This is a genomic window from Streptomyces sp. NPDC057877 (assembly GCF_042796855.1).
Taxonomy (GTDB): domain Bacteria; phylum Actinomycetota; class Actinomycetes; order Streptomycetales; family Streptomycetaceae; genus Streptomyces.
In genome coordinates, this window is the sequence record NZ_JBHVMS010000001.1 from 242,173 (window position 1) to 264,207 (window position 22,035).

At 72.9% G+C, this 22,035-nt stretch carries 27 protein-coding genes; 14 read left to right on the forward strand and 13 right to left on the reverse strand.

The genetic code is table 11. The features are described 5' to 3' along the window. Positions 1-7: 7 nt before the first annotated feature. Positions 8-1,276, reverse strand: a complete 1,269-nt coding sequence (locus ACFVQG_RS01145; RefSeq protein WP_383375389.1) for an MFS transporter — start codon at positions 1,274-1,276, stop codon at positions 8-10. Positions 1,277-1,723: 447 nt separating this feature from the next. Here ACFVQG_RS01145 and ACFVQG_RS01150 point away from each other — a divergent pair, with 447 nt between their 5' ends. The 3 genes from ACFVQG_RS01150 (at position 1,724) to ACFVQG_RS01160 (ending at position 4,125) form a co-directional block, all read left to right on the forward strand. Next, positions 1,724-2,926 carry an NAD(P)/FAD-dependent oxidoreductase gene (locus ACFVQG_RS01150; protein WP_383375391.1) on the forward strand — a complete coding sequence of 401 codons (1,203 nt, stop codon included), beginning with the start codon at positions 1,724-1,726 and terminating at the stop codon, positions 2,924-2,926. Between the two features lie 18 nt (positions 2,927-2,944). Then, on the forward strand, positions 2,945-3,904 hold the full coding sequence (locus ACFVQG_RS01155) for a sigma-70 family RNA polymerase sigma factor (RefSeq protein WP_383375393.1): 960 nt from the start codon (positions 2,945-2,947) through the stop codon (positions 3,902-3,904). 80 nt (positions 3,905-3,984) lie between these two features. Further along, entirely contained in the window at positions 3,985-4,125 is a 141-nt protein-coding gene (locus tag ACFVQG_RS01160) for a hypothetical protein (protein WP_383375395.1), read from the forward strand. Between the two features lie 47 nt (positions 4,126-4,172). On the opposite strand, the gene ACFVQG_RS01165 is transcribed toward ACFVQG_RS01160, so the two are convergent. Further along, positions 4,173-5,063, reverse strand: a complete 891-nt coding sequence (locus ACFVQG_RS01165; RefSeq protein ID WP_383375397.1) for an NADP-dependent oxidoreductase — start codon at positions 5,061-5,063, stop codon at positions 4,173-4,175. A gap of 134 nt (positions 5,064-5,197) precedes the next feature. Between ACFVQG_RS01165 and ACFVQG_RS01170 the strand changes: the two genes are divergently transcribed. The 4 genes from ACFVQG_RS01170 (at position 5,198) to ACFVQG_RS01185 (ending at position 7,679) form a co-directional block, all read left to right on the forward strand. Then, positions 5,198-5,605, forward strand: a complete 408-nt coding sequence (locus tag ACFVQG_RS01170) for a winged helix-turn-helix transcriptional regulator (protein WP_383375399.1) — start codon at positions 5,198-5,200, stop codon at positions 5,603-5,605. Between the two features lie 134 nt (positions 5,606-5,739). Beyond that, positions 5,740-6,363, forward strand: a complete 624-nt coding sequence (locus ACFVQG_RS01175) for a hypothetical protein (RefSeq protein WP_383375401.1) — start codon at positions 5,740-5,742, stop codon at positions 6,361-6,363. A gap of 78 nt (positions 6,364-6,441) precedes the next feature. Next, the gene (locus tag ACFVQG_RS01180; RefSeq protein WP_383375403.1) at positions 6,442-6,948 is read left to right on the forward strand and encodes a SigE family RNA polymerase sigma factor; all 507 of its coding nucleotides are present in this window, start codon (positions 6,442-6,444) and stop codon (positions 6,946-6,948) included. After that, entirely contained in the window at positions 6,945-7,679 is a 735-nt protein-coding gene (locus tag ACFVQG_RS01185) for a hypothetical protein (protein ID WP_383375405.1), read from the forward strand. The genes ACFVQG_RS01180 and ACFVQG_RS01185 overlap by 4 nt, the downstream gene beginning before the upstream one ends. Here the strand turns inward: ACFVQG_RS01185 and ACFVQG_RS01190 are convergent. The 6 genes from ACFVQG_RS01190 to ACFVQG_RS01215 form a co-directional block, all read right to left on the reverse strand. Further along, positions 7,601-9,553: a sensor histidine kinase gene (locus ACFVQG_RS01190; protein WP_383375407.1), complete on the reverse strand. Its 1,953-nt coding sequence runs from the start codon at positions 9,551-9,553 to the stop codon at positions 7,601-7,603. The two genes, ACFVQG_RS01185 and ACFVQG_RS01190, sit on opposite strands and share 79 nt — an antisense overlap. After that, positions 9,550-10,230: a response regulator transcription factor gene (locus tag ACFVQG_RS01195; protein ID WP_383376486.1), complete on the reverse strand. Its 681-nt coding sequence runs from the start codon at positions 10,228-10,230 to the stop codon at positions 9,550-9,552. Before ACFVQG_RS01195 ends, ACFVQG_RS01190 begins: the two co-directional genes overlap by 4 nt. A 42-nt stretch (positions 10,231-10,272) precedes the next feature. Then, positions 10,273-11,022 (reverse strand): L,D-transpeptidase family protein, encoded by a 750-nt coding sequence (locus ACFVQG_RS01200; RefSeq protein ID WP_383375409.1) that lies wholly within the window; start codon positions 11,020-11,022, stop codon positions 10,273-10,275. A gap of 55 nt (positions 11,023-11,077) precedes the next feature. Then, positions 11,078-11,368, reverse strand: coding sequence for a hypothetical protein (locus ACFVQG_RS01205; protein WP_383375411.1), 291 nt, complete (start codon positions 11,366-11,368; stop codon positions 11,078-11,080). A gap of 48 nt (positions 11,369-11,416) precedes the next feature. After that, entirely contained in the window at positions 11,417-12,049 is a 633-nt protein-coding gene (locus ACFVQG_RS01210; protein ID WP_383375413.1) for a GyrI-like domain-containing protein, read from the reverse strand. A gap of 166 nt (positions 12,050-12,215) precedes the next feature. After that, the gene (locus tag ACFVQG_RS01215; protein WP_383375415.1) at positions 12,216-12,425 is read right to left on the reverse strand and encodes a 4-oxalocrotonate tautomerase family protein; all 210 of its coding nucleotides are present in this window, start codon (positions 12,423-12,425) and stop codon (positions 12,216-12,218) included. A 120-nt stretch (positions 12,426-12,545) separates the two neighbouring features. On the opposite strand from ACFVQG_RS01215, the gene ACFVQG_RS01220 reads away from it, so the two are divergent. The 5 genes from ACFVQG_RS01220 (at position 12,546) to ACFVQG_RS01240 (ending at position 16,869) form a co-directional block, all read left to right on the forward strand. Further along, on the forward strand, positions 12,546-13,415 hold the full coding sequence (locus tag ACFVQG_RS01220) for a helix-turn-helix transcriptional regulator (RefSeq protein ID WP_383375417.1): 870 nt from the start codon (positions 12,546-12,548) through the stop codon (positions 13,413-13,415). A 194-nt stretch (positions 13,416-13,609) separates the two neighbouring features. Then, positions 13,610-14,119, forward strand: coding sequence for a toxin-antitoxin system HicB family antitoxin (locus ACFVQG_RS01225; protein ID WP_383375419.1), 510 nt, complete (start codon positions 13,610-13,612; stop codon positions 14,117-14,119). A gap of 79 nt (positions 14,120-14,198) precedes the next feature. Then, a complete protein-coding gene (locus ACFVQG_RS01230) occupies positions 14,199-15,044 on the forward strand; it encodes a DUF4097 domain-containing protein (protein ID WP_383375421.1) in 846 nt (281 codons plus the stop codon). A 53-nt stretch (positions 15,045-15,097) separates the two neighbouring features. Next, positions 15,098-16,081: an ATP-binding cassette domain-containing protein gene (locus ACFVQG_RS01235; protein WP_383375423.1), complete on the forward strand. Its 984-nt coding sequence runs from the start codon at positions 15,098-15,100 to the stop codon at positions 16,079-16,081. Beyond that, entirely contained in the window at positions 16,078-16,869 is a 792-nt protein-coding gene (locus tag ACFVQG_RS01240) for an ABC transporter permease (RefSeq protein ID WP_383375425.1), read from the forward strand. The genes ACFVQG_RS01235 and ACFVQG_RS01240 overlap by 4 nt, the downstream gene beginning before the upstream one ends. Positions 16,870-16,933: 64 nt before the next feature. Here the strand turns inward: ACFVQG_RS01240 and ACFVQG_RS01245 are convergent, their stop codons facing one another. Then, complete coding sequence (locus tag ACFVQG_RS01245) at positions 16,934-17,476, reverse strand: heme-binding protein (RefSeq protein ID WP_383375427.1); 543 nt, start codon at positions 17,474-17,476, stop codon at positions 16,934-16,936. 260 nt (positions 17,477-17,736) lie between these two features. Here ACFVQG_RS01245 and ACFVQG_RS01250 point away from each other — a divergent pair, with 260 nt between their 5' ends. Together ACFVQG_RS01250 and ACFVQG_RS01255 are read left to right on the forward strand one after the other, a co-directional pair. Next, complete coding sequence (locus ACFVQG_RS01250) at positions 17,737-18,936, forward strand: sensor histidine kinase (protein WP_383375429.1); 1,200 nt, start codon at positions 17,737-17,739, stop codon at positions 18,934-18,936. Then, positions 18,933-19,589 (forward strand): response regulator, encoded by a 657-nt coding sequence (locus ACFVQG_RS01255; protein ID WP_383375431.1) that lies wholly within the window; start codon positions 18,933-18,935, stop codon positions 19,587-19,589. The genes ACFVQG_RS01250 and ACFVQG_RS01255 overlap by 4 nt, the downstream gene beginning before the upstream one ends. Positions 19,590-19,610: 21 nt before the next feature. On the opposite strand, the gene ACFVQG_RS01260 is transcribed toward ACFVQG_RS01255, so the two are convergent. The 4 genes from ACFVQG_RS01260 to ACFVQG_RS01275 are packed head-to-tail and all read right to left on the reverse strand — an operon-like array spanning position 19,611 to position 21,932. After that, a complete protein-coding gene (locus ACFVQG_RS01260) occupies positions 19,611-20,474 on the reverse strand; it encodes a GNAT family N-acetyltransferase (RefSeq protein WP_383375433.1) in 864 nt (287 codons plus the stop codon). 26 nt (positions 20,475-20,500) lie between these two features. Beyond that, positions 20,501-21,043: a TetR/AcrR family transcriptional regulator gene (locus ACFVQG_RS01265; protein WP_383375435.1), complete on the reverse strand. Its 543-nt coding sequence runs from the start codon at positions 21,041-21,043 to the stop codon at positions 20,501-20,503. An 11-nt stretch (positions 21,044-21,054) separates the two neighbouring features. After that, positions 21,055-21,636 (reverse strand): sugar O-acetyltransferase, encoded by a 582-nt coding sequence (locus ACFVQG_RS01270; RefSeq protein WP_383375437.1) that lies wholly within the window; start codon positions 21,634-21,636, stop codon positions 21,055-21,057. 44 nt (positions 21,637-21,680) lie between these two features. Beyond that, positions 21,681-21,932, reverse strand: a complete 252-nt coding sequence (locus tag ACFVQG_RS01275) for a hypothetical protein (RefSeq protein ID WP_383375439.1) — start codon at positions 21,930-21,932, stop codon at positions 21,681-21,683. Positions 21,933-22,035: the final 103 nt, after the last annotated feature.

The following is a 22,035-nucleotide window of genomic DNA, read 5'->3' on the forward strand; positions in this document are numbered from 1 at the left end:
CGTGGCTTCAGGGGAGCGCCCGTCCCATGCGGGCGAGCGGGGACAGAGCCATCACCACCGGCGACAGCAACATGCCCGCGGCCGTCACCAGGAGGCTGGCCCGCAGGCCCCACTCCTGTGCGAGCAGTCCGCCGAGCAGTGAGCCGAGCGGGGTCAGCCCCATGCCGACGAACGTGATCGTCGCGGCCACACGGCCCTGCATGGCGTCCGGAGTGACGGCCTGCCGTACGGCCATGACCATGACGTTCACCAGTTGGCCACCGGTCCCGAAGACGAAGCCGACCGCGAGGAGCGCGGCGACCGTCAGCGCGGAGGAGCCGTGCAGCGCGGGCACGCACAGGAACGCGCCGTCCCCGAGCGCCGCCGCGGACACGAGGACCGTGCCGTAACCGAACCGGTTCGGCAGACGGGCGGCCAGCAGCGAGCCCAGGAGCGCGCCCGGTCCCGCCGCGCCGAGCACCAGCCCGACGGCGGTGCCCGACAGGTGCAGTTCCCTCGGGAGAAAGAGCAGGTAGACCGTCATCAGCGCCGCGAAGGAGAACTGGAAGGCGGCCGAGGCCAGGCACACGCTCCGCAGCACGGTGTCACGGGCGACGAAGCGCAGGCCCTCGTGGATCCGCCGCCAGACCCGGGGAGGGCGCTCCGAGCGCTCCGGGACGGACTCGGTCCGGCGGATGCGCCGTATCGACAGGAACGACAGCGCGAAGAACAGCCCGCTGGAGGCGACGGCAACCGGCGCCGACAGCAGGGACACCAGCGCACCGCCGAGAGCGGGACCGCCGATCTGCGCCGCGGACCGGCTGCCCTCGAGCGCGCTGTTGCCGCGTACCAGTTGGTCGCGTGCCACCAGCCGTACCAGGGAGGCCTGGTAGGCCACGTCGAAGAACACGGACAGGGCCCCGACGACGAAGGCCAGCGCGAGCAGCGCGGGCAGACCGAACCAGCCGAGGAGCGCGGCCACGGCGGCGGCGCCCAGGGCCAGGGCCCGACCGGCGTCCGTGAGCACCATCGTCGTACGGGTCCGCCACCGGTCCACCCACGCGCCGACGAACAGCGACAGCAACAGGATCGGCGCCTGGCCCACCGCGCGCAGGACACCCAGTTGGCCCGCGCTGGCGTGCAGGGTCAGGACGGCGAACAGTGGCAGGACCACCACGGACGCGTGTTCGCCCAGCTGGGAGGCCGTCTGGCCCGTCCACAGCCTGCGGAAGTCGGCGCTTCGCCACAGGCCGGACGGAGCAGGTCGGCCGGGTTCGGGTACACCGGAATCGGACATGGCGGAGGAAGCGAACGGCACGGGAGTCCCTTGTGTTGCCGACAACGAGGCCCGCCACCGAGCGCTCGGGAGGCGCACCGGCGGTTCAGGCGGGGGAAGGCTCGCTGTGCCGCGACATCAAGGGCGGCACGCGATGACAGGCGGTCACGCCTACGACGTCAACGCGCGCCGGGAAGACCGACCATGTCACCGCTCCTCTTGGGTCACTGGACGCACCAGGACCCTAGCCCTCGGCCGCCTGCCGCGAAACAGGGTTTCCGCCGAGACCGGCCCCCGGGTGCCTGTCAGGCACCCGGCCGTTGGTTCCTTCCGGGAATCCGGCCGGTGGCTCCTTCCAGGAATCCGGCCGGTGGCTCCTTCCAGGAATCCGGCCATTGGTTCCTGTCAGGAATCCGGCCGCTGCCCCGTTCAACCCACGGGGGAGCAAGCGAACCACAGGAGCACCACATGAAGCACCACATCGTCGTCCTCGGCGCCGGGTACTCCGGGGCCTACGTGGCGGGGAACTTGGCCCGTCGGCTGTCCCCGGCCGACACCGAGATCACCGTGGTCAACGCCGAGCCGGAGTTCATCCAGCGGCTGCGGATGCACCAGCTCGCGGCCGGTCAGCGGATCGAGACCCGCAAACTCACCGACGTCTTCGCGGGAACAGGCATTCGACTGCACGTGGCACGTGTCACCGCCGTCGACCCCGAGCGCCAGGTCATCGCCGTGTCCGACACCGACGGCGGCAGCGCCGAGCTGGGCTACGACACGCTGTTCTACGCGCTGGGCAGCCACGCCGCCGACCACGGCGTCCCGGGCGTGCTCGAACACGCCTTCAACGTCACCGGCCGACCCGCGGCGCTGCGTCTGCGCGAGCGTCTGGACAGCCTGGACAGGCGGGGCGAGGGCGGGCGCGTGCTGGTCGTCGGCGACGGGCTGACCGGCATCGAGACCGCGACCGAGCTGGCCGAGTCCCGGCCCGGTCTGTCGGTGACGCTGGTGGCCCGCGGTGAGCTGGGCGCCCGGCTCTCCGCCGGAGCCCGCGGCCATCTGCGCCGGGCCTGCGACCGGCTGGGCATCACCGTCGTGGAGCACACCCGCGTCGACGCCGTCGAAGCGACGCGGGTGCTGTGCGCCGACGGCACCGCCCTGGCCTCCGACGCCACCGTGTGGGCGGCCGGGTTCGCGGTCGGCCCCATCGCCGCGGCCAGCGGGCTGAAGGTCGCCGGGAACGGCCGGATCGTCGTCGACCGCACCATGCGGTCCGTCTCGCACCCGAATGTCTACGCCGTCGGCGACAGCGCCCACGCCATCGGCGACAACGGCCTGCCGCTGCCGATGTCCTGCGCTTCGGCGGGCTACACCGGCCGCCAGGCGATCGACGCGTTCATCGGACGCCTGACCGGCGGCAAGGTCCCGCACACCCGTCTGGCCTACCTGGGCAACCACATCAGCCTCGGGCGCCGGGACGGGATCCTGCAGCTGGTCGACGCCCAGGCGCGCGCGAAGCCGTCGTACATGGGCGGCAGGAAGGCCGCGCGGATCAAGTCGAGCATCATCCGGATGTCGCTGTGGGGCACCTCGCACCCGACCTTCTGCCTGCCCACGCGCAGGCGCCGCCTGGCCGCCACGCCGGAGTTGTCCGCCGAGAGGGCGGCCGTGTAGCCGCCTAGGGTGATCCACGTGAACAGCACCACCACCGACCGTTTCGACACCAGTCGGTTCGAGGCCAGCCGGAACCGGCTGGCCTCGCTGGCCTACCGCCTGCTGGGCTCCGCCGCCGACGCGGAGGACGCCGTGCAGGACGCGTTCCTGCTCTGGCAGGGCGCTGACCGGCGGCGGATCAGAGTGCCGGAGGCCTGGCTGACCAAGGTCGTCACCAACCTGTGCCTGGACCGGCTCCGCTCGGCGTACGCCCGCCGCGAGCGCACCGTCGGCGCCTGGCTGCCCGAGCCGCTCCTGGACGGCGATCCGATGCTCGGCCCGGCCGACACCTTCGAGCAGCGCGAGTCGGTCTCCCTGGCGGTGCTCACCCTCATGGAGCGCCTGTCACCCTTCGAACGGGCGGTCTACGTGCTGCGCGAAGCGTTCTCCTACAGCCATGCCGAGATCGCCGAGATCCTCGACATCACCGAGTCCGCGAGCCAGCAGCACCTGCACCGGGCCCGGCAGCGCGTCACCTCCGCGCGCCACCGCGGCGGCGGCGACGAGGTCGACCCGGCGTCCGCCCGCAGGATCGTGGCGGAGTTCCTCGCCGCCGCGACCTCGGGCCGCACCGAACGGCTGGTGGCGCTGCTCACCGACGACGCGACCGCGATCTCCGACGGCGCCGGGCGGACCGACACGCTGCTGCGGTACGACACTCCGCAGCGCGTCGCCACCGTCGCGCGGGCGGGCTTCAAACCCGCCCCGGCCAAGCGGCGCCGTGTCGGTGGCACGCCCGCCATCCACTACGCACTGGTCAACGGCACCCCCGCCGCCCTCGTCGTGGTCGGCGACCAGATCGTCGGCTCCGTGATGTTCGACCTCGCCGACGACAGGATCGCCACCATCCACGGCATCGCCGCCCCCGCCCGCCTCGCCCGCCTCACCGAGGCCTGGCGCCAGCGCGAGCCGGACGCCCCGCTGATCGCCGAGTGGTGACCGCGGACGCGGTGCCGTCCGCCGCAACCAGACCCGTGGCTGGTGCGTCCTGTCTGGTGTTCATGATCTATGGAGGTGCCGTGGAGTCCGACGACGGTTCGTGGTGGGTGATCTTCGTCATCTCGGCCGGGGTGACGGTGGTCCTCGGCGCGATCATCCTCTCCGTCGTCGCCGCGGTCGCCTTCGGCGCCGGTTGGGTCAGACACCGGCGAGGACGCTAGGGCCTGTCCGACGACTTCGGGCGACGACGGGAACTGCCAGACAGGCCCTAGGGGACGAGGACCAGCCGCCCCCGCACCCCGCCCTCCGCGAGCCGCGCGTGCGCCTTGACGGCGTCGTCCAGGGCGTACGTCTCGGCGACCCGCAGGGTCAGCGCCCCCTCGTCCACCAGCCGGACCAGCTCGCCGAGGCGCGCCCCGTCCGCACTGACCTCCACCGCGCCGGTGCGCACTCCGCGCACGGGGGCCGGGTGGGCCTGGGGGATGACACCGACGTACGTGCCGCCGTCCCGCACCCGCTCCAGGGCGGGCGCGCCCAGGACGGCCGCGTCGAGCACGGCGTCGAAGCCGCCCTCGCCCTCGCCGCCGGTGGTGAAGTGGGCGGCGCCCAGCGACCGCACCAGCTCCTCATCGCCCTCCCTGGCCTGCGCGGTCACCGCGATCCCCCGGTGTGCGGCGAGCTGGACGGCGTACCCGCCGACCGCCCCCGCCGCGCCGGTCACCAGCAGCGACCGTCCCGGCGCCAGCTCCAGCAGGTCCAGGGCCTGTACGGCGGTCAGCGCGTTCAACGGCAGCGTCGCCGCGTGTACGGCGTCCACCGAGGTCGGCGCCGTCGCCACGGCGTCGGTGTCCACGACGACGTACTCGGCGTGCGTGCCGAGCGGCTTCACCATGCCGTAGTCCAACGCCACGACCTCGTCCCCGACGCTCCAGGCACTGGCGACGCCCACCGCGTCCACGGTCCCTGCCACGTCCCAGCCGAGCCCGATCTGCTTGCCCGCCCCGCCGAAGACCCCGGACCGCACCCCCGCGTCCACGGGGTTCAGCGTGGCCGCCGCGACCTTGATCCGCACCTGGCGCGCGGCCGGTTCGGGCAGGTCGACGTCCGCGATCCGCACGTTCTCGGGGCCGCCGAACTCGGTCACCACTACTGCACGCATGACAACTCTCCTCGGATAAGGGGTACTTGCGGGGCCTTTGCCGTCTTCCGCCCCGCTGGCCACAACCCTAGGAAGAGTTACTATCCAGGAGGAAGTAGTTACCTGAAGGTGCCTACCTCACCGGGAGGAGAGCCATGCCGACCATGACCGCGGCCCAGCGGCGCGCCCAGGCGCGCGCCGAGTACGACGCCTTCATCCGCGGCTGCCCCACCAACCAGCTCCTCGGCCGCCTCAGCGACAAATGGGTGAGCCTGGTCGTCGCGGCCCTCTCCACCGCCCCCATGCGCTACAGCGACCTCAGCCGCAAGCTCGCGGGCGTGAGCCCCAAGATGCTCACCCAGACCCTGCGCGCACTCGAACGCGACGGCATCCTCACCCGCACGGTCACCCCGTCCGTGCCCGTCCGCGTCGACTACGAACTCACCCCGCTCGGCACCAGCCTCGCCCACCTCCTGACCGCCGTGAAGGACTGGGCGGAGACCCACTTCGACGAGGTCCACGCGGCACGGGAGCGCTACGACGCCGAGAGCGCCGTTTCCTGAAAGCCGAGAGCGCCGTCTCCTGAAAGAAGTTCGCGGCCGGTGACATAGATGCGCGCCTGACCCGACGTCTGAAGGGTGACCAAGTCGATCGGTGGGCCGTGACCGGCTCACCGCCGTTCTCCAGGAGTCACCCCATGAGTGAACACCGCAGCCTGCCCCGTCCCCTCACCCGTCGCCGGGTCGCCCTCGCGTCCGGCGCGGCGGTGGCGCTGCTGCTGACCGCGGTGGGCAGCGCGACCGCCGGGCAGGCCGAGCACGCGTCGAAGCCCTCGGCCGCGTCCGCGCCGCGGTCCGGTGCCGTGGTGCTCGGCGGGCTGGAGGTCAAGGTCGTGGCCCCGTACGAGCCCGTGGACATCAACGCGGACCTCCAGATGGGCCTGCTGCCGACGGGCAGGCAGAACTACGTGATCAGCTCTCCCGACACCTTCGCGGAGGCCGTCGAGGCCGCCAAGGGCTACGTCGGGGACGACATCCGCCCGGACAGCATCAGCCTCGGCGTCGACACCGAGCAGGGCGAGGTCACGCTGATCAGCGGTGCCTGGCGGCTGGCCGGGACGCCGCGCGACATCACCGTGTCGTTCGGGAAGGACATCGACTACGCGGCACAGCTGGTGCGGCTCCCGGGCCGCCCCGGCTGGGGCACCTTCTACCTCGACACCCGCGGCCAGGACCTGCCGGACACCTTCACGGTGACCGCGCGCGACCAGGCCGGGAAGGTCTTCGCCACGCTGAAGCACGAGCCCTGGCCCGCGGGCTGACCCGGCTGACCTCCCATCGACCGCCGCGCCGGGTGAGGGGGCCCCGGCGCGGCCCGGAGACCGACAACCAGGACGCTAGTGAACAAGAGCGCGGAGGACGACTTCCGTTCGTTCGTCGACAGCCGCTGGCCCCGTCTGCTGCGCACGGCCTATCTGCTGACCGGACACCACCAGGACGCGGAGGATCTGGTGCAGGCGGCGCTGGTACGGGCGTACACCCGCTGGGAGCGGGTGCGGAGCGCCCACAACCCGGAGGCGTACGTCTGGCGGATCCTGATCAACACCAACGCCGACCGGCTGCGCCGTCGCAGGTTCGGGGAGTGGCTCACCCACTGGCTCCCGGAGCGTTCCGCGCCCGACTGCACAGACCAGCTCGTCGAGCGCGGCGTCCTGCTGGAGGCGCTGCGCGCCCTGCCCGCCCGGCAGCGCGCCACCGTCGTCCTGCGCTATCTGGAGGACCGCAGCGAGAGCGAGGTGGCCGAGCTGCTGGGGACCAGTGTGGGTACCGTCCGCAGTCAGACCGCCCGCGCGCTGGCCAGGTTGCGCGCCGAAGTACCCCGACTCACAGCGAGCGAACGCGCATGAACAACGACGAGCGAGAGTGTCCGCGGGCCCAGTTGAGCGAGGCGCTGCGGCGGGAGGTCGCGGGGCTGCCGACCAGTCCCGCGCCGGTGGACGCCGTGGTGCGGGCGGGGCGGGCCCGCCGACGGCGCAACCGGGCGGTCGCGGGCGGCGCGGCGGCCCTGGTCGTCCTGGCCGCCGTGGTGGGGCTGCCGTCGCTGTGGGGAGCGTCGTCCCCGGACCGGGTGGAGCCCGCCGTGACCGCGCCCGCGTCGCCGCGCCCGGTCGGCTCAGGCGTGCGGACGGTGCGGCCGTACGAGCCGGTCGCCCTGGCCCCTGGGCTGCGGCTCGGCCTGCTGCCCGAAGGGCGGCAGAACTACGTCGTCACGGAGCCGGAGCGGTTCCCGCAGGCCCTGCGGCAGGCCCGTTCGGGCCAGTTGGGTGACAACCTCGGCCCCAGGAGCGTCAGCGTCGGGTACGGCACCACCGGCCGGGCGGGGGTCGAGCACATCGACGGCGCCTGGCGGCTGCCGGAGCCGCCGCGGCGCATCGTGGTGACCGCGGCGGGCGAGGAGCACCGGGCCGAGCTGTTCACGCTGCCGGGCAGTCCGGGGTGGGGGGCGTACTACCTGGACACCACCGGGCTGCCCCCGTTCACGTCCTTCACGGTCACCGCCTACGACGAGGACGGCCGGGCCTTCGACACCGTGGAGGTCGACGTCTCGCTCCCGGGCTCCGGGGGCGTCGGCTCGTGACCGTCCCGGGGAGCGGGCGCGGCGGGGAGGCGCAGCGTGAAGACGCTGCCGGTGCCGGGGGTGCTGGTGACGTCCACGGTGCCGCCGTGCGCGGCGAGCAGATGGCGCACGATGGGCAGGCCGAGTCCGCTGCCGCCGGTCCGTCGGCTGCGGGACTTCTCCGCGCGCCAGAAGCGGTCGAAGAGGTACGGCAGGTCCTCGGCCGCGATGCCGCTGCCGGTGTCGGCGACCTCCAGCACCACCGCGTCGCCGTCGGGCCGCGCGGACAGGGTGACGGTGCCGCCGGGGGGCGTGTGCCGCAGGGCGTTGGTGACCAGGTTGCCGACGGCCTGCCGCATGCGCACCGGGTCCGCGTCCAGCCAGCGGGCGCCGGGCGCGGTACGGGTGCGCAGGGCGACCCCGGCCGCCTCGGCGGCGACGCGGTGCGCGGCGGCGGTCTGGTCCAGGAGGTCGGCGGCGCGGACCGGTTCGCGGTGCAGCCGTAGCGTTCCGGCGTCGGCGTCGGCGAGATCGCGCAGGTCGTCGATGACGCGCTGGAGGACCAGTGCCTCGTCGTGCAGGGCGGCGAGCAGGTGCGGGTCGGGGTCCACGACGCCGTCGCGGGTGACCTCCAGCCAGCCGCGGATGTTGGTGAGCGGGCTGCGCAGTTCATGGGCGATGTCGCTGACCATCGCCTTGCGTTGGGCTTCCAGCCGGGCCCGGCGGTCGGTGAGGTCGTTGAAGGCCTCGGCGAGGATGCCGGTCTCGTCGCGGGTGCTGACGGGGACCCGTACCTGCCGGTCCGGTGACTGCCGTACCGCTTCCGTCAGCGCGCGCAGCGGCCGGACCAGGCGGGTGGCGACCGCCGCGGTCACGGCGACGGTGACCGCGAGCACCAGCCCGGCCACCCCCACCACCTTGGCCTTGTTGGCGCGGGACATGTCGAAGCGCACCTCGGTGGTGGCCCCGCCGCCGAGGTGGAGCTGCGCCACCGGGGCCACGTACGGGTCGAGTTGGGCGCGGCGCGCGCTGTCGAAGCAGCGCTGTCCCTGCCGGACGAGCTGTTCGCCGCCCGGACCGGTCAGCTCGTCTCCCCTGAGGAAGCTGCTGAACTTCGCCCGGACGCCGTAGCCGTCGGTCAGCAGGACGTCGGCGGCCAGGACGTCCGCGGCGTACAGGTCGACGAGGGTGGCGGCCCGCGGGTCGGCGTCCAGTCCGTGCCGTTCCAGACAGTCGTGGGCGCGGCGGCGCAGGTCCGCGACCGCCTTGTCCTCGGTGGCCGTCAGGGTGTTCAGCTTGCCGTCGGCGCACTCGTCGGGCACCGCGGGGGCGGCTGCCCCGCTGTCGTCGGTGAGGACGGGACGGCCGCTGGGCGCGCGGACGACGGTCGCCCGCACCCCGTTGCGGGCCATGCACCGCTGGCGTTCCCGGGCCAGTTCGTCGAGCCGGGCGCGTTCGTGGGCGGGCAGCAGGTAGGGGCCCACCACGCGCGGGTCGACGCCGCTGCGCTGCGCCCCGGCCTCGGTGTGGGTGTCGGTGCGCAGCGGGTCGACGGTGGCGGCGGCGCGTGGCGCGAGCGGGGTGCCGGGCGGCGCGGAGTCGGCGATGAGGACCCGGTCCGCGGTGGTCAGGGCGATCCGGCGGCCGGTCCGCTCGGACAGGGCCCGCACGACGGGGCCGACCTCGCTCCAGTCGGCGTGCGTGGCGGCGTACCCGCTGAGCCGGGCGAGGATGTCCATGTCGTCGGCGAGCGCCTGGCCCTGCTCCTCCCGCAGGGCCCGGGTGGTGGTCTCCACGACGAGCCAGGCGGTGGCCGCCACCGAGCAGGCGGCGATCAGGACGGAGGCGATCAGCAGCCGTACCAGCAGGCGCTTGCGCAGCGGTACGCCGGTCATCCGCGCCGCGCGCTCAGCTTGTAGCCGACGCCGAACACGGTCAGCAGCCGGGCGGGGCGGCGCGGGTCGTCCTCGATCTTCCGCCGCAGGTTCATGATGTGCACGTCCACGGCCCGTTCCGTGGACGCCCGGTCGATGCCCCGGGTGCTCGCCAGCAACTGCCGCCGGGAGAAGACCCGTTCCGGTTCGGCCGCCATCGCCAGCAGGATCGCGAACTCGGCCGGGGTGCACTCCACCGGCGCCCCGTCGCAGCGCACCTCGTGGCGGACCAGGTCGACCGCGATCGCCCCGGCGCGCACCCAGGGGTCGTCTTCCCGTCCCGCCCGGCCGCCGCGCCGCAGGACGGTGCGGACACGGGCCATCAGCTCGCGCGGGCTGTACGGCTTGGTCATGTAGTCGTCGGCGCCGAGGTCCAGGCCGCGCAGCAGGTCGTCCTCGGTGGCGCGGGCGGTCAGCATCAGTACGGGGATGTCGTCGTCGCGGCGCAGCGCGCGGCACACCTCGAAGCCGTCCAGCACCGGGAGCATCAGGTCCAGCACGACGAGGTCGGGCCGCAGTCGCCGGGCCGCGTCCAGGGCGGCCCGGCCGTCGTGGACCACGGTGACGGTGTGGCCCTCCGACGTCAGGGACCGGCGTATGAGTTCGGCCTGCATCTCGTCGTCCTCGGCGACCAGCACATGTGCGCGCACCTGGCGGATCCTAAGGGGTGTGGTCACGGGTCAGCGGGCGAGGGAGTCGGCGTCCCCCATCACGACGACGGGGTGCAGGTCGGGGTCGAGGGTGACGAGCAGTTCCCTCATGTGCCCCTTCGCGAGGCTGACGCAGCCTTTGGTGGGGCCGTCGTGGTCGACGTGCAGCCATATGCCGCCGCCGCGTTGGGCGCCGAGGGGGCGTGTCCAGTCCTGGGGGGAGGTGCCGGGCTCGCGGTTGTAGTCGATCGCCACCACGTAGTCGAAGGAGCCCGCGAGCGGCTCGCCCTCGAAGCCCGTACCGCTCAGCGAGAAGCCGTCCGACCGGTGGTACGGCAGCCGGGAGCCGGGATCGGGGAGCCGCCCTCCGGCGTCGCTGAGGGTGTACACGCCGATGGGTGAGCGCAGGTCACCGAGGACGTGGTGGTCCGTCCAGCCCTTGAGCGCGTTGTGCGCGGGCCAGGTCGTACCGGCCTGCCAGCCGTCGGCGGTGCGCTCGTACAGGACGACGGTGGAGCGCGCGGAGTCCTTGTCCTCTCCGGTGACGACGAGCGCCTGCCGGGTCGCGTCGGGGACTTGGGCCAGGGTCTTGGGGCCGAGCCCGGGCAGGACGTTCGGGTCGGCGGAGGGCTCGGTGGTGGTCTCCTGGGTGACCTCTGTGGCGGGTGAGGTGGCGGCGCGGACCTGGGCCGGTGCCGTCGGGGTGTGGTCCGCGCAGCCGGTCAGCAGCAGCGCCAGCGTGGCGGCGGGCACACCGGCCCTGCGAAGGTGCGTGATCATGCCGTCGACCCTGACGCAGAGTTGTGAGGAACCTGTCAGCGGCAGCGGGCCTTGTTCAGAGCAGGTCTTGGGTGCCCTGGACGTTCCACCCGATCCCTTCGACGGACACGTAGGTGCCACCCCCGGCCAGGTACGACTTCCGTAGGGTCACCTGGATGCGACGGCGCCGACCCAGCCAGCCCTGCCTGCGCTGCATGACGATGGGTATCTCCCCGGGCCCGGAGACGCTCCGCCAGCCGTACGGCCGCAGTTCCCGCGCCTGCTTGACGGCCTCTCTGACCAGATTGGGGAAGGGAAGCCAGTCGTCGTCCGGCAGTTGCACCTGGTCGAGCCAGTCAGGATCCACCGGTCAAGCAAGCCACAGCCGCACCACGCGGTCAACCGGTCGGGCAGCTCACGCGCCGCCCGCTCGTACGGGTTGGCGCAGGACGGTCCGGCGTCTCGCGGGCTCGGTCCGGCGGTGGTCGCCGAGGTAGATCTCGTGGTGGTGGCCCGACATGCGCAGGCCGTGGGCCGCGAGGAACTCGTCGTGCAGCCTGGCGAGGGCGGGGCCCTCCTCGTCGTAGGTTCCGATGTGCAGGAGCTGGGCGCAGGTGCCCTCGTGCAGCCTCTCGTGGCGCACGTCGGTGATCCTGGCGAGTCCCTTCTTCTTCGCCTGGGCGGCCTGCCTGGCCTCGTCGATGAGGTCCTCGGTGATCCACGCGGGCTGACTGATGAGCATGCGCCACTGCCAGGCGTCCTTGGCGCGGGTGCGGAACAGCTCGGGGTCGTCGGCCCACCACAGCCCTTCGAGCGGGCCGACGACGAAGTCCCGGTCCAGGACCCGCCTGGCGGTGAACTTGATCGTGTACGCGACGGTGTACAGCGCCTCGACGGCGTGCGCGTAGTCGGCGCTGGTGTTGGGGTCGCCGTGACCGTCGACGGCGATGAACTGCTGCGCGGGCACGTCGACCAGCGCCCAGTCGGTGTTCTTCGGCGCGTAGCACTGCCTGAGGTCCCGTTTGACGTCGTAACGGGTGGTCGTCATGGGCGTCTGCTTCCTGGCGGGGGCGGCTGGGTGCCGGGCTCGGGCCATTGTGGCCGGTCGGCGGTCGGCACGGCGCTGCGCAGGCGTCGACGTCCGTGGGCGAGAGCCCGGCGGAAGCGCACGCGACCGCCGGGCCCCGCCGTGTGCCGTGCGGGACGCCGGAGGGTCAGGTCTCGCCGTTGAGCAGGGCGGCGGTCAGGACGGTGCCCGCGACGCCCCATCCTCCGTCGGTGACCTCGTCGACGAGTACGACGGTGGTCGCGCGGGCTCGCTCACCGTAGATCTCCACGTACAGATCCGTGGTGCGCTCGATGATCTTCTTCTTGTCCTCGGCACTGATGGTGCCCGCGGGGACCTTGAAGTTGGCGAAGGGCATGGTGCTTGTCTCTCCTCGGACGGGACTTCGTCAGGTCCCCTACGATGCGCCGCGCTGACCAGCGCAACCAGGGGATGACATCCCCTGGGTACCGCACCCGCCCCAGCGCAGAATGGGGGCATGGCTTCCGTGAAGTACGTCGAGCTGGGCGCGTTCCTGCGGTCGCGGCGTGAACGTATCCGTCCGTCCGACGTCGGACTGCCGACCGGGCCCCGGCGACGGGTGCCCGGGCTGCGCCGCGACGAGGTCGCCCAGCTCGCCGGGGCGTCCGTGGACTACTACAACGAACTCGAGCGCGGTGCGGGGTCCCAGCCCTCCGAGCAGATGATCGCCGCGCTCGCGAGGGCCCTGCGGCTGACCGCCGACGAGCGCGACTACCTCTACCACCTCGCCGCCCGCCCGGTGCCCGTGCACCACGGAGCCACCGCGCACGTGCACCCCGGCATGCTCGACCTGCTCCACCGCCTGACCTCGACCCCGGCCCAGGTCGTGACCGACCTGCACGTCACCCTCGTGCAGAACCGGCTCGCGCTGGCGCTGCTCGGAGACCACTCCGGCCTGCGGGGCGCCCGGGCCAGCTTCGTCTACCGGTGGTTCACCGAACCGGACTCCCGGCGGCTGTACCCGGAAGCCGACCACGAGGGCCAGTCCCGCTCCTTCGTCGCCGATCTCCGCGCGGCCGCCGCCCGGCGTGACGCCAGGGACACCGAAGCCAGCTCGATGGTCAGCGCACTGCTCGACACCTCCGCCGAGTTCGCCGCCCTGTGGGCCGAACACGATGTGGCGTTCCGACGGGACGACCGCAAGCGCCTCGTCCACCCCACGCTCGGTGTCATCGAGGTCAACTGCCTCCACCTGTTCAGCGAGGACGGCCGACAGCGGCTGCTCTGGTTCACCCCGGCACTCGGCACGGACAGCGCGGACCTGCTGAGCCTGCTCGCGGTCATCGGCACGCAGGAGATCACCGGGGGCGGGACCGCCACGCCGTGACCCGTACGGCACTACATGGCACCAGATGGCGCCATGTGGTGCCACTCCGGGCACCGCGCCACCTGATGGCGCCACGATGAACCAAGTCGACACCTTCGCGTTTCAGCAGGTCAGAGCGGCGACTACTACGTCCACTCGCTGCGAGACGCCCATCAGGCTTGCCCTTGGCGCCATAGTGGTGCCATGATGACGTCATGGACCTCACGCCGTATGTCGACACCCTCCGCCGCGAACTCGCGGTGGCCGCCGAAGCAGGCGGGGACGAAGCCCGCGCGCTGGCCGAGCGGCTCACCGCCCCGCTCGAGTCGGCGGCCCGGCTGACCATGCTCCATGTGCTCTCCGCCGCGATGAACGAGATCACCCGCGAGCTGGCTCCGGGCTCGGTCGACGTACGACTGCGCGGACTCGACCCCGATTTCGTGGTGGCGCTGCCCCCCGCCGACGGCGGCCCCGTGGAAGCGGCACCCGCGCACCCCCTCAAGGCGCCCGCGGAGGGCGACGACAGCGGCACCGCCCGGGTCAACCTGCGTCTACCGGCCCACCTCAAGGCACGCGCCGAGGAGGCCGCGAGCCGGGAAGGCCTGTCGGTCAACGCGTGGCTGGTGCGGGCCGTGTCGGCGGCGGTGGACAGCGGTGGCGGCACGCCGCGGACGCCGCAGAAGACCCACTCCATCGGACAGAGCATCACGGGCTGGGTGCGCTAGCCGCACCCCGCTCCCCCACTCCCTCATCTCACGTCCCACCTGCGGGGACGCCCCGACGACCCAAGAGGACGGTACAGCCATGCCTTCTTTCGACACTCCCGCGCCCATCTCCGCCACCGCCCATGTGGAGGCCGGTTCCATCCGGTTCACCGCGGGCGACCGCACCGACACCGTCGTCGAGGTGCGCCCCCGTGACCCGAAGCGCGACCTGGACGCACGGGCCGCCGAGCAGACCGAGGTCACCTACGCCAACGGCGTGCTGACCGTCAGGACGCCCAAGCAGCGCTACCTCGTCGGACGCACCGGCACCGTGGACGTCACCGTCGAACTCCCCACCGGCTCGCGCGTCGACATGACCGGCGCCTGGGCGCAGGTGCTCGGCGAGGGCCGCCTCGGCGAGGTCCGGGTGAAGACCTCCTCCGGCGACGTCCGCCTGGACACGACCGGCCCGCTCCACCTGACCGCCTCCCACGGCTCGATCACCGTCGACCGCGTCGAGGGCACCGCCCAGATCACCACCAGCTCCGGCAGCATGCGGGTCGGCCTCCTCGACGGCTCGGCCGTCCTGAAGAACTCCCACGGCACCACGACCGTCGACGCCGCGACCGGCGACCTGCGGGTGAACGGCGCCAACGGTGACATCGAGATCCGGCGCGCCGAGGCCTCGGTCACGGCCACCACCGCCCACGGCACCCTGCGCGTGGGGGAAGTGGCCCGCGGCAGCGTCCAGTTGGAGACCTCCTACGGCGCCATCGAGGTCGGCATCCGCGAGGGCACCGCCGCCTGGCTCGACGTCAGCTCCGGCTCCGGTCAGGTGCGCAACACGCTGACCGCGTCCGACACCCCGGAGAAGACCGAGGACACCGTCGAGGTCCGCGCCCGCACCCGCTACGGCAACATCGACGTCCTGCGCGCCCGGGTCTGAGCGCCCACCCGTCCCACTCCCCCGTCACCTCAGCCTTCTCCCAGGAGGGCCCCATGCCTTCATCTGTCATGCCCACGTCCAATAACGCTCCCGCCGTCTCCGCCACCGACCTGCGCAAGTCCTACGGCGACAAGGTCGTCCTCGACGGCATCGACCTGCGCATCCCCACCGGCACCGTCTTCGCGCTGCTCGGCCCGAACGGCGCGGGCAAGACCACCGCCGTGAAGATCCTGTCCACGCTCATCACCGCGGACGGCGGGCGGGCCCAGGTCGCGGGCCACGACCTCGCCACCGACCCGCAGGGCGCCCGCGCCGCGATCGGCGTCACCGGACAGTTCTCGGCGGTGGACGGGCTGATCACCGGCGAGGAGAACATGCTGCTCATGGCCGACCTGCACCACCTGCCCAAGCGGGAGGGCCGCAGGGTAGCCGCCGAACTGCTGGAGCGCTTCGACCTCACCGACGCCGCGAAGAAGCCCGCCTCCACCTACTCCGGCGGCATGAAGCGCCGCCTGGACATCGCCATGACGCTGGTCGGCAGCCCGCGGATCATCTTCCTCGACGAGCCGACGACCGGTCTCGACCCGCGCTCCCGGCACAGCATGTGGGGCATCATCCGCGAGCTGGTCAGCGACGGTGTCACCGTCTTCCTCACCACCCAGTACCTGGAGGAGGCCGACCAACTCGCCGACCGCATCGCCGTGCTGAACGACGGCGGGATCGCCGCCGAGGGCACCGCCGAGGAGCTGAAGCGGCTGATCCCGGGCGGACACGTCCGCCTCCGCTTCACCGACCCGGCCGCGTACCGGACCGCCGCGACCACCCTGCGCGAGGTCACCCGCGACGACGAGTCGCTCGCGGTGCAGATCCCCAGCGACGGCAGCCAGCGCGAGCTGCGCGCCATCCTCGACTGGCTCGACGCGGCCGGTGTCGAGGCGGACGAGCTGTCCGTGCACACCCCCGACCTCGACGACGTGTTCTTCGCCCTGACCGGCGGCACCGACGTCCCCCACCAGTCCCAGGAGACCGTCCGATGAGCTTCCTGTCCCTCGCCGTGCGCGACTCCTCCACGATGCTGCGGCGCAACCTGCTGCACGCCCGGCGCTACCCGTCCCTCACCCTGAACCTGCTGCTCACGCCGGTCATGCTGCTGTTGCTGTTCGTCTACGTCTTCGGGGACGTGATGAGCGCGGGCATCGGCGGCGGCAGCGCGGACCGGTCCGCGTACATCGCGTATCTCGTCCCGGGCATCCTGCTGATGACTATCGGCGGCACCGTCGTCGGCACGGCGGTGTCCGTCTCCAACGACATGACCGAGGGCATCATCGCCCGCTTCCGCACCATGGCCATCCACCGCGGGTCCGTGCTCGTCGGGCACGTCGTCGGCAGCGTGCTCCAGTCGGTGCTGAGCGTCGTCCTCGTCGGCGCCGTCGCCGTGGCCATCGGCTTCCGCTCCACCGACGCCACCGTCCTGGAGTGGCTGGCGGCGCTCGGACTGCTCGTCCTCTTCGCCACGGCGCTCACCTGGATCGCCGTCGGCATGGGCCTGATCAGCCCGAACGCCGAGGCCGCCAGCAACAACGCGCTGCCGATGATCCTGCTGCCGCTGCTGTCCAGCGCGTTCGTGCCGCTCGACGCCATGCCCGGCTGGTTCCAGCCGTTCGCCGAGTACCAGCCGTTCACCCCCGCCATCGAGACCCTCCGGGGCCTGCTGCTCGGCAGCGGGATCGGCCACAACGCCTGGCTCGCCGTCGCCTGGTGCCTGGGCCTCGCGGTCCTCGGCTACTTCTGGTCGACCGCCAGGTTCAACCGCGACCCGCGCTAGCCGCGCGGACCGCCCGGGGCGGCGTACGTCGACACCGCGTCGGCGTACGCCGCCCTGTGGTTTCCTAGCGGGCCAGCGCCGCCGCTCCGGCGCGGGCGAACTTCTCGTCCAGGTCGCCGGAGGGCGCACCCGCCACGCCGATACCGGCGACCGGCGCGTTGCGGGCCTCGACCGGGACGCCGCCCGCGAGGAACAGGGTGCCCGGGATGTCCTTCAGGTTCGGGGCCTGCTGCAGGCGCCCGGCCAGCTCGGAGGTGGGCGCGTTCCAGGAGACCGCCGTGAACGCCTTGCGCTCCGCCGACTCGTACGACTGCGGGCCCGCGCGGTCGCCGCGCAGGGTGACCACGGTGTTGCCGTTGCGGTCCACGACGGCGACCGTGACCCGCTGGCCCTCCCGCTCGGCGGCGTCGAGCGCGGCCTGCGCGGCGCGGGTGGCGGCGTCGGTCGTCAGATGGGTGGTGGTCGTGGTCGAGCCCGGGGCGGCGGCGGCCGTGGCGGCCACGACGGGCGCGGAGGCGTTCGCGGAGACCGCGCCGAAGGCCGTGGCGGCGACGGCGGCCAGGACGGCACCGGTGGTGGCGATACGGGCGCGACGGGAGAGCTTCATGCGGTCGGTTCCTTGTCGGTCGTAGTCGGTCTAGGTCGTCGAACTCGGTCGAGGTCGTCGAACTCGGTTCGTTCGTACGGCCTCCAGCCTCGGCCCGGATCCGCCCCCGCGCGGTCGGTGATCCGGCTGGCCCCGGGGAGCGGAACGGGGGACGGCCGGGTCATCCGATCGGTTGACCCCCGTACCCCGGCGCGCCGGTGACAATGGTGGTGTTTGCCCAGTTCGACGCCGTGCGCGAGAGGAAGGGAGGTGGTGCGGGCATGCCGAGGCCGACTGTGCCGTACGGTGCCGACGCCGACAGCCGATGGCTGGGCGTGGTGATGCACGCCGCCTTCTTCCTGCTGCTCGGCGGCGCCCTGGCCCGCTTCCTGCTGCGCCACCCCGGCGAGCCCCGCACCCCGTGGATCGTCGCCCTGTCCGTGACGCTCGCCGTGCTGCATCTCCTCGGTCCCGGGCGGGGTGGCGCGGCCCGGCGTCCGGCCTGGCTGGCGGCGGTCGTCGTGGTGTGGATGGTGCTGGTGGTCCTGGCACCGAGCTTCTCCTGGTGCGCGGTCCCGCTGTTCTACGCCGGTCTGCGCACGCTGCCCGCGCGGGCCGCGCTCGCCCTGGTCACCGTCCTGACGGTCTTCGTCGTCGCCGCGCAGCTCGAACTGGCCGGGCGGTTCGACCCCAACCTGCTGCTCGCCCCGCCCGCCGTCGCCGCGCTGGCGACGGCCGTGTTCCTGCAGATGGAACGGCACACCACCCGCCAGCGCGCCCTGATCGACGATCTGATGCGCACCCGGCGCGAACTCGCCGCGTCCGAGCGCCGCGCGGGCACCCTCGCCGAACGCCAGCGGCTGTCCATGGAGATCCACGACACCCTCGCCCAGGGCCTGTCCAGCCAGCGCATGCTGCTCCAGGCCGCCGACCGGGTGTGGGAGTCGGACCCGGGCAGGGCGCGCGCGCATGTGCGCACCGCCGCGTCCGTCGCCGAGCACAACCTCGCCGAGGCCCGCCGTTTCGTGCACGACCTCGCCCCGGCCGACCTCGCCCGGGGCGGCGGTCTCGACGAGGCGCTGCGGGCCCTCGCCGCGCGGGAGTCCGGCGAGCGCCTCACCGTCCGCGTGACCGTCGACGAGGGCGGCCGGACCCGGCTGCCGCCCCTGCCCGGCCGCGTCGAGTCCGCGCTGCTGCGCGTCGCCCAGGGTGCCCTGGCCAATGTGCGCGAACACGCGGACGCCCGCGGTGCCGCGCTCACCCTGACGGTCCTGGACGACCAGGTCGTCCTGGATGTCACCGACGACGGCCACGGCTTCGACGTGGCCGCGCTGGCCGCCGCCCCGGCCGCCGGGCGCGGGCACGGGCTGCCCGCGATGCGCGCCCGGGTACGGCAGCTCGGCGGCACCCTGACCCTCGAATCGGCGCCCGGCCAGGGCACGGTCCTGTCCGCCGTCGTCCCCCTGGAGGCCCCCGGATGACCGAGCCCAGCGAACCAGCCCACGCGGGCCCCGTGCGCATCCTCGTCTGCGACGACCACGCCGTGGTCCGGGCCGGGCTGCTCGCGCTGCTCGACAGCGCCCCGGACATCGAGGTCGTCGGCGAGGCGGGGACCGGGGAGGAGGCGCTCGCGCTCGCCGCGAGACTGGCGCCGGACGTGGTGCTGATGGACCTGCAACTGGGCGCGGGCCTCGACGGCGTCGCGACCACGCGCCGCCTCACCACCGCGCCCGGCGCCCGCCCGCATGTGCTGGTGCTGACGACGTACGACACCGACGCCGACATCACCCGCGCCATCGAGGCGGGCGCGACCGGCTATCTGCTCAAGGCGGAGCGCCCGGAGGAGCTGTTCGCCGCGATCCACGCCGCCGCGCAGGGCCGTACGGCGCTCTCGCCGCCGGTCGCGAGCCGGGTCATGGCCAGCCTGCGCAGCCCCCACCCCACGCTGACCGCCCGGGAGAGCGACATCCTCGGTCAGCTGGCGCGGGGTCTGGGCAACCGGGACATCGCCCGTGCCCTGTTCATCAGCGAGGCCACGGTCAAGACGCACCTGAGGCGCATCTACGACAAGCTCGGCGTCGACACCCGGGCGGGCGCGGTGGCGGTGGCGAAGGAACGGCGGCTGGTGCCCTGAGCGGGGCCTACCGGCGGGCGTCTACGTGAAGTCGTACACGGCCCAGTCGGTGATCCGGACGTAACCGAGGCGCTGGTAGAGGGCGTTGCTGGTGGGGTTGCCCGGGTCGGTGTACAGCACGACCTCCTTGGCGCCCGCCGCCAGCGCGGCGCGGCTCACCGCGACGGTCACGGCGGCGGCGTAGCCGTGGCCCCGCAGCTGGGCCGGGGTGTAGACGGGGTCCACCCGGACCTGGCCGCCGACCAAGGGGTTGGCGCCCGCCATGGAGACGGGGGTGCCGTCGGGGGTCTCCCAGAAGGTGTAGCGCTTCTCGGCGAAACGCGTCCCCGCCCAGGTGTCGGCGTTGATGACGACCTCCTCCCCGACGTCCGCGGCGAACCCACGGCACCAGCGCATCACGTGCTCGTGTTCGTGCTCGCCGACGAGGCGGCCCCGCCCCGCCGGGAACGGCTCGGGCGGGGTGAGGGTGCCGAGGCGGTAGAGGTGGAGCCGGACGCGGAGCTTGGGTGTCGCGCCGGTGTGCCGCTGCCAGGCCTCGGCGAAGGCGATGGCGGTGGGCTCGTCGGCGGTGACGTAGGGGAGGGAGTGCCCGAGGGCGGACAGGTGGGCCGCGAGGCCGTCGGCCCGTTCGGGGGTGAGGGCGGTGACGCTCAGGCCGCGGGACGGCAGGCGGTAGAAGGCGGCGTGGACGTCGCCCGCCCGCTCCAACCGGCCGTAGAGGACGGGTGCTTGACCGCCGCCGTAGGCCGCCGCGCCCTGGGTGCGTATCTTCTCGGTGACCGTCAGCGGCGTGGTGTGCAGGGCGGGGCGGGAGCGCAGGAAGTCCCCCGCCCCGGCGAGGAAGTCGTCGATGTCTTCGGTGAGGTGCCAGTCGTCCGGACGCATGCTCCATGGTCTCTGACGGGTGGGGCTCACGGGGTGCTGACGCGGGTGACGGCCTCACGGGTCAGGTCGCGGGTGTGCGGGGCGGGGTCGAGGGCGCGGTGCAGGGTCAGGCCCTCGATCAGCGCGTCCAGTTGGCGGGCGGTGTCCGGGTCGAAGTGCCGCTCCAGCAGATGGCGGCTGCGGTGCATCCACTCCTGGCTGAGCAGCCGGTATTCCGGGTGCCGGGCCGCGAGCGTGTACAGCTCCTGGGCGAGGACGAGGTCGCGGCGCGGTCCTTCGGAGAGCGTGTGGATCAGGTCGGTGACGGCTTCGCGGGCCTGCTCGGGCCCGGCCGCCGGGCCGAGGTGCTGTTCGAAGACGGCCACGATGTGGTCGGCGAAGCGGGTGAAGGCCTGGCGCAGCAGGTCGTCGATGCCGGTGAAGTGGTAGGTCATCGAGCCGAGGGGGACGTCGGCACGGGTGGCGATCTTGCGGTGGGAGACGCCCGTGACGCCCTCGTCGGCGATCAGGTCGAGGGTGGCGGTGAGGATCCGGTCGCGGCGCTGGGGGTCGGTGTGTCCGGTGGCCATGGGATGTGCCGTCAGATGGTCCGGACGGCGCGGGCGGGGTTGCCGACGGCGACGACGTTGGCGGGCACGTCCTTGGTGACCACGGCACCCGCGCCGATGACGGAGTTGTCGCCGATGGTCACTCCGGGGCACACGATGGCCCCGCCGCCGAGCCAGACGTTGTCCCCGATGGTGATGGGCCGCGCGGCTTCGAGCTTGTCGCGCCGGGGCCGCGGCTCCACCGGGTGGGTGGGGGTGAGGAGTTGGACGTTCGGTCCGATCTGGCAGTCCTCGCCGATGGTGATGGGGGCGACGTCCAGGGCGGTGAGGTGGTAGTTGACGAAGGTGCGGGCGCCGATGGTGATGTTGCTGCCGTAGTCGACGTACAGCGGTGGCCGCACCTCGACGCCCTCCCCGACCGTGCCGAGCAGCTCGGCCAGGACCGCCCCGGCCGTCTCGCCGTCCTCGAGGTACGTGGCCTGGTACCGGGCGGCCAGCCGCATCGCCCGCCGCTGCCGCCGGGCGATCTCCGGGTCGTCGGCGATGTAGAGGTCGCCCGCGAGCATGCGCTCCAGGTGGGTACGGGGGTCGTCGGTGAAGTAGTCGGTCGACATGCGTACGATCGTACACCCGAGAGTGTACGACCGTACGCTCCAGCTCATTCGATGGTCTGACCGTCGTGGACGCCGCCCTGGCACCGCTTGGTGAACGAGTTCGTACCGTCCGCGTTCGACGAGATGATGATCATGCCGCCTCCCCGGACGCACTCCCCCGCGGAGATGTCGGCCGCGGTCGTGGGGGCGCTTCGGACGGTGGGGGCGGGGGCCGACAGCGCGGCGGCCGGTACGGAACCGGCGGACAGCAGGGAGACGGTCAGTGCCACGGCCAGGGCCGGGGGCGATGTCTTCATGGAGATCACTCCTTCTCGTCTCCTGGGCACTGGTGCACCTACAGCGTCGCCCGTGCGGAGGAGCGCCGCTACCAGGGAGGTGACCGTCGCCGCCGCACCACTT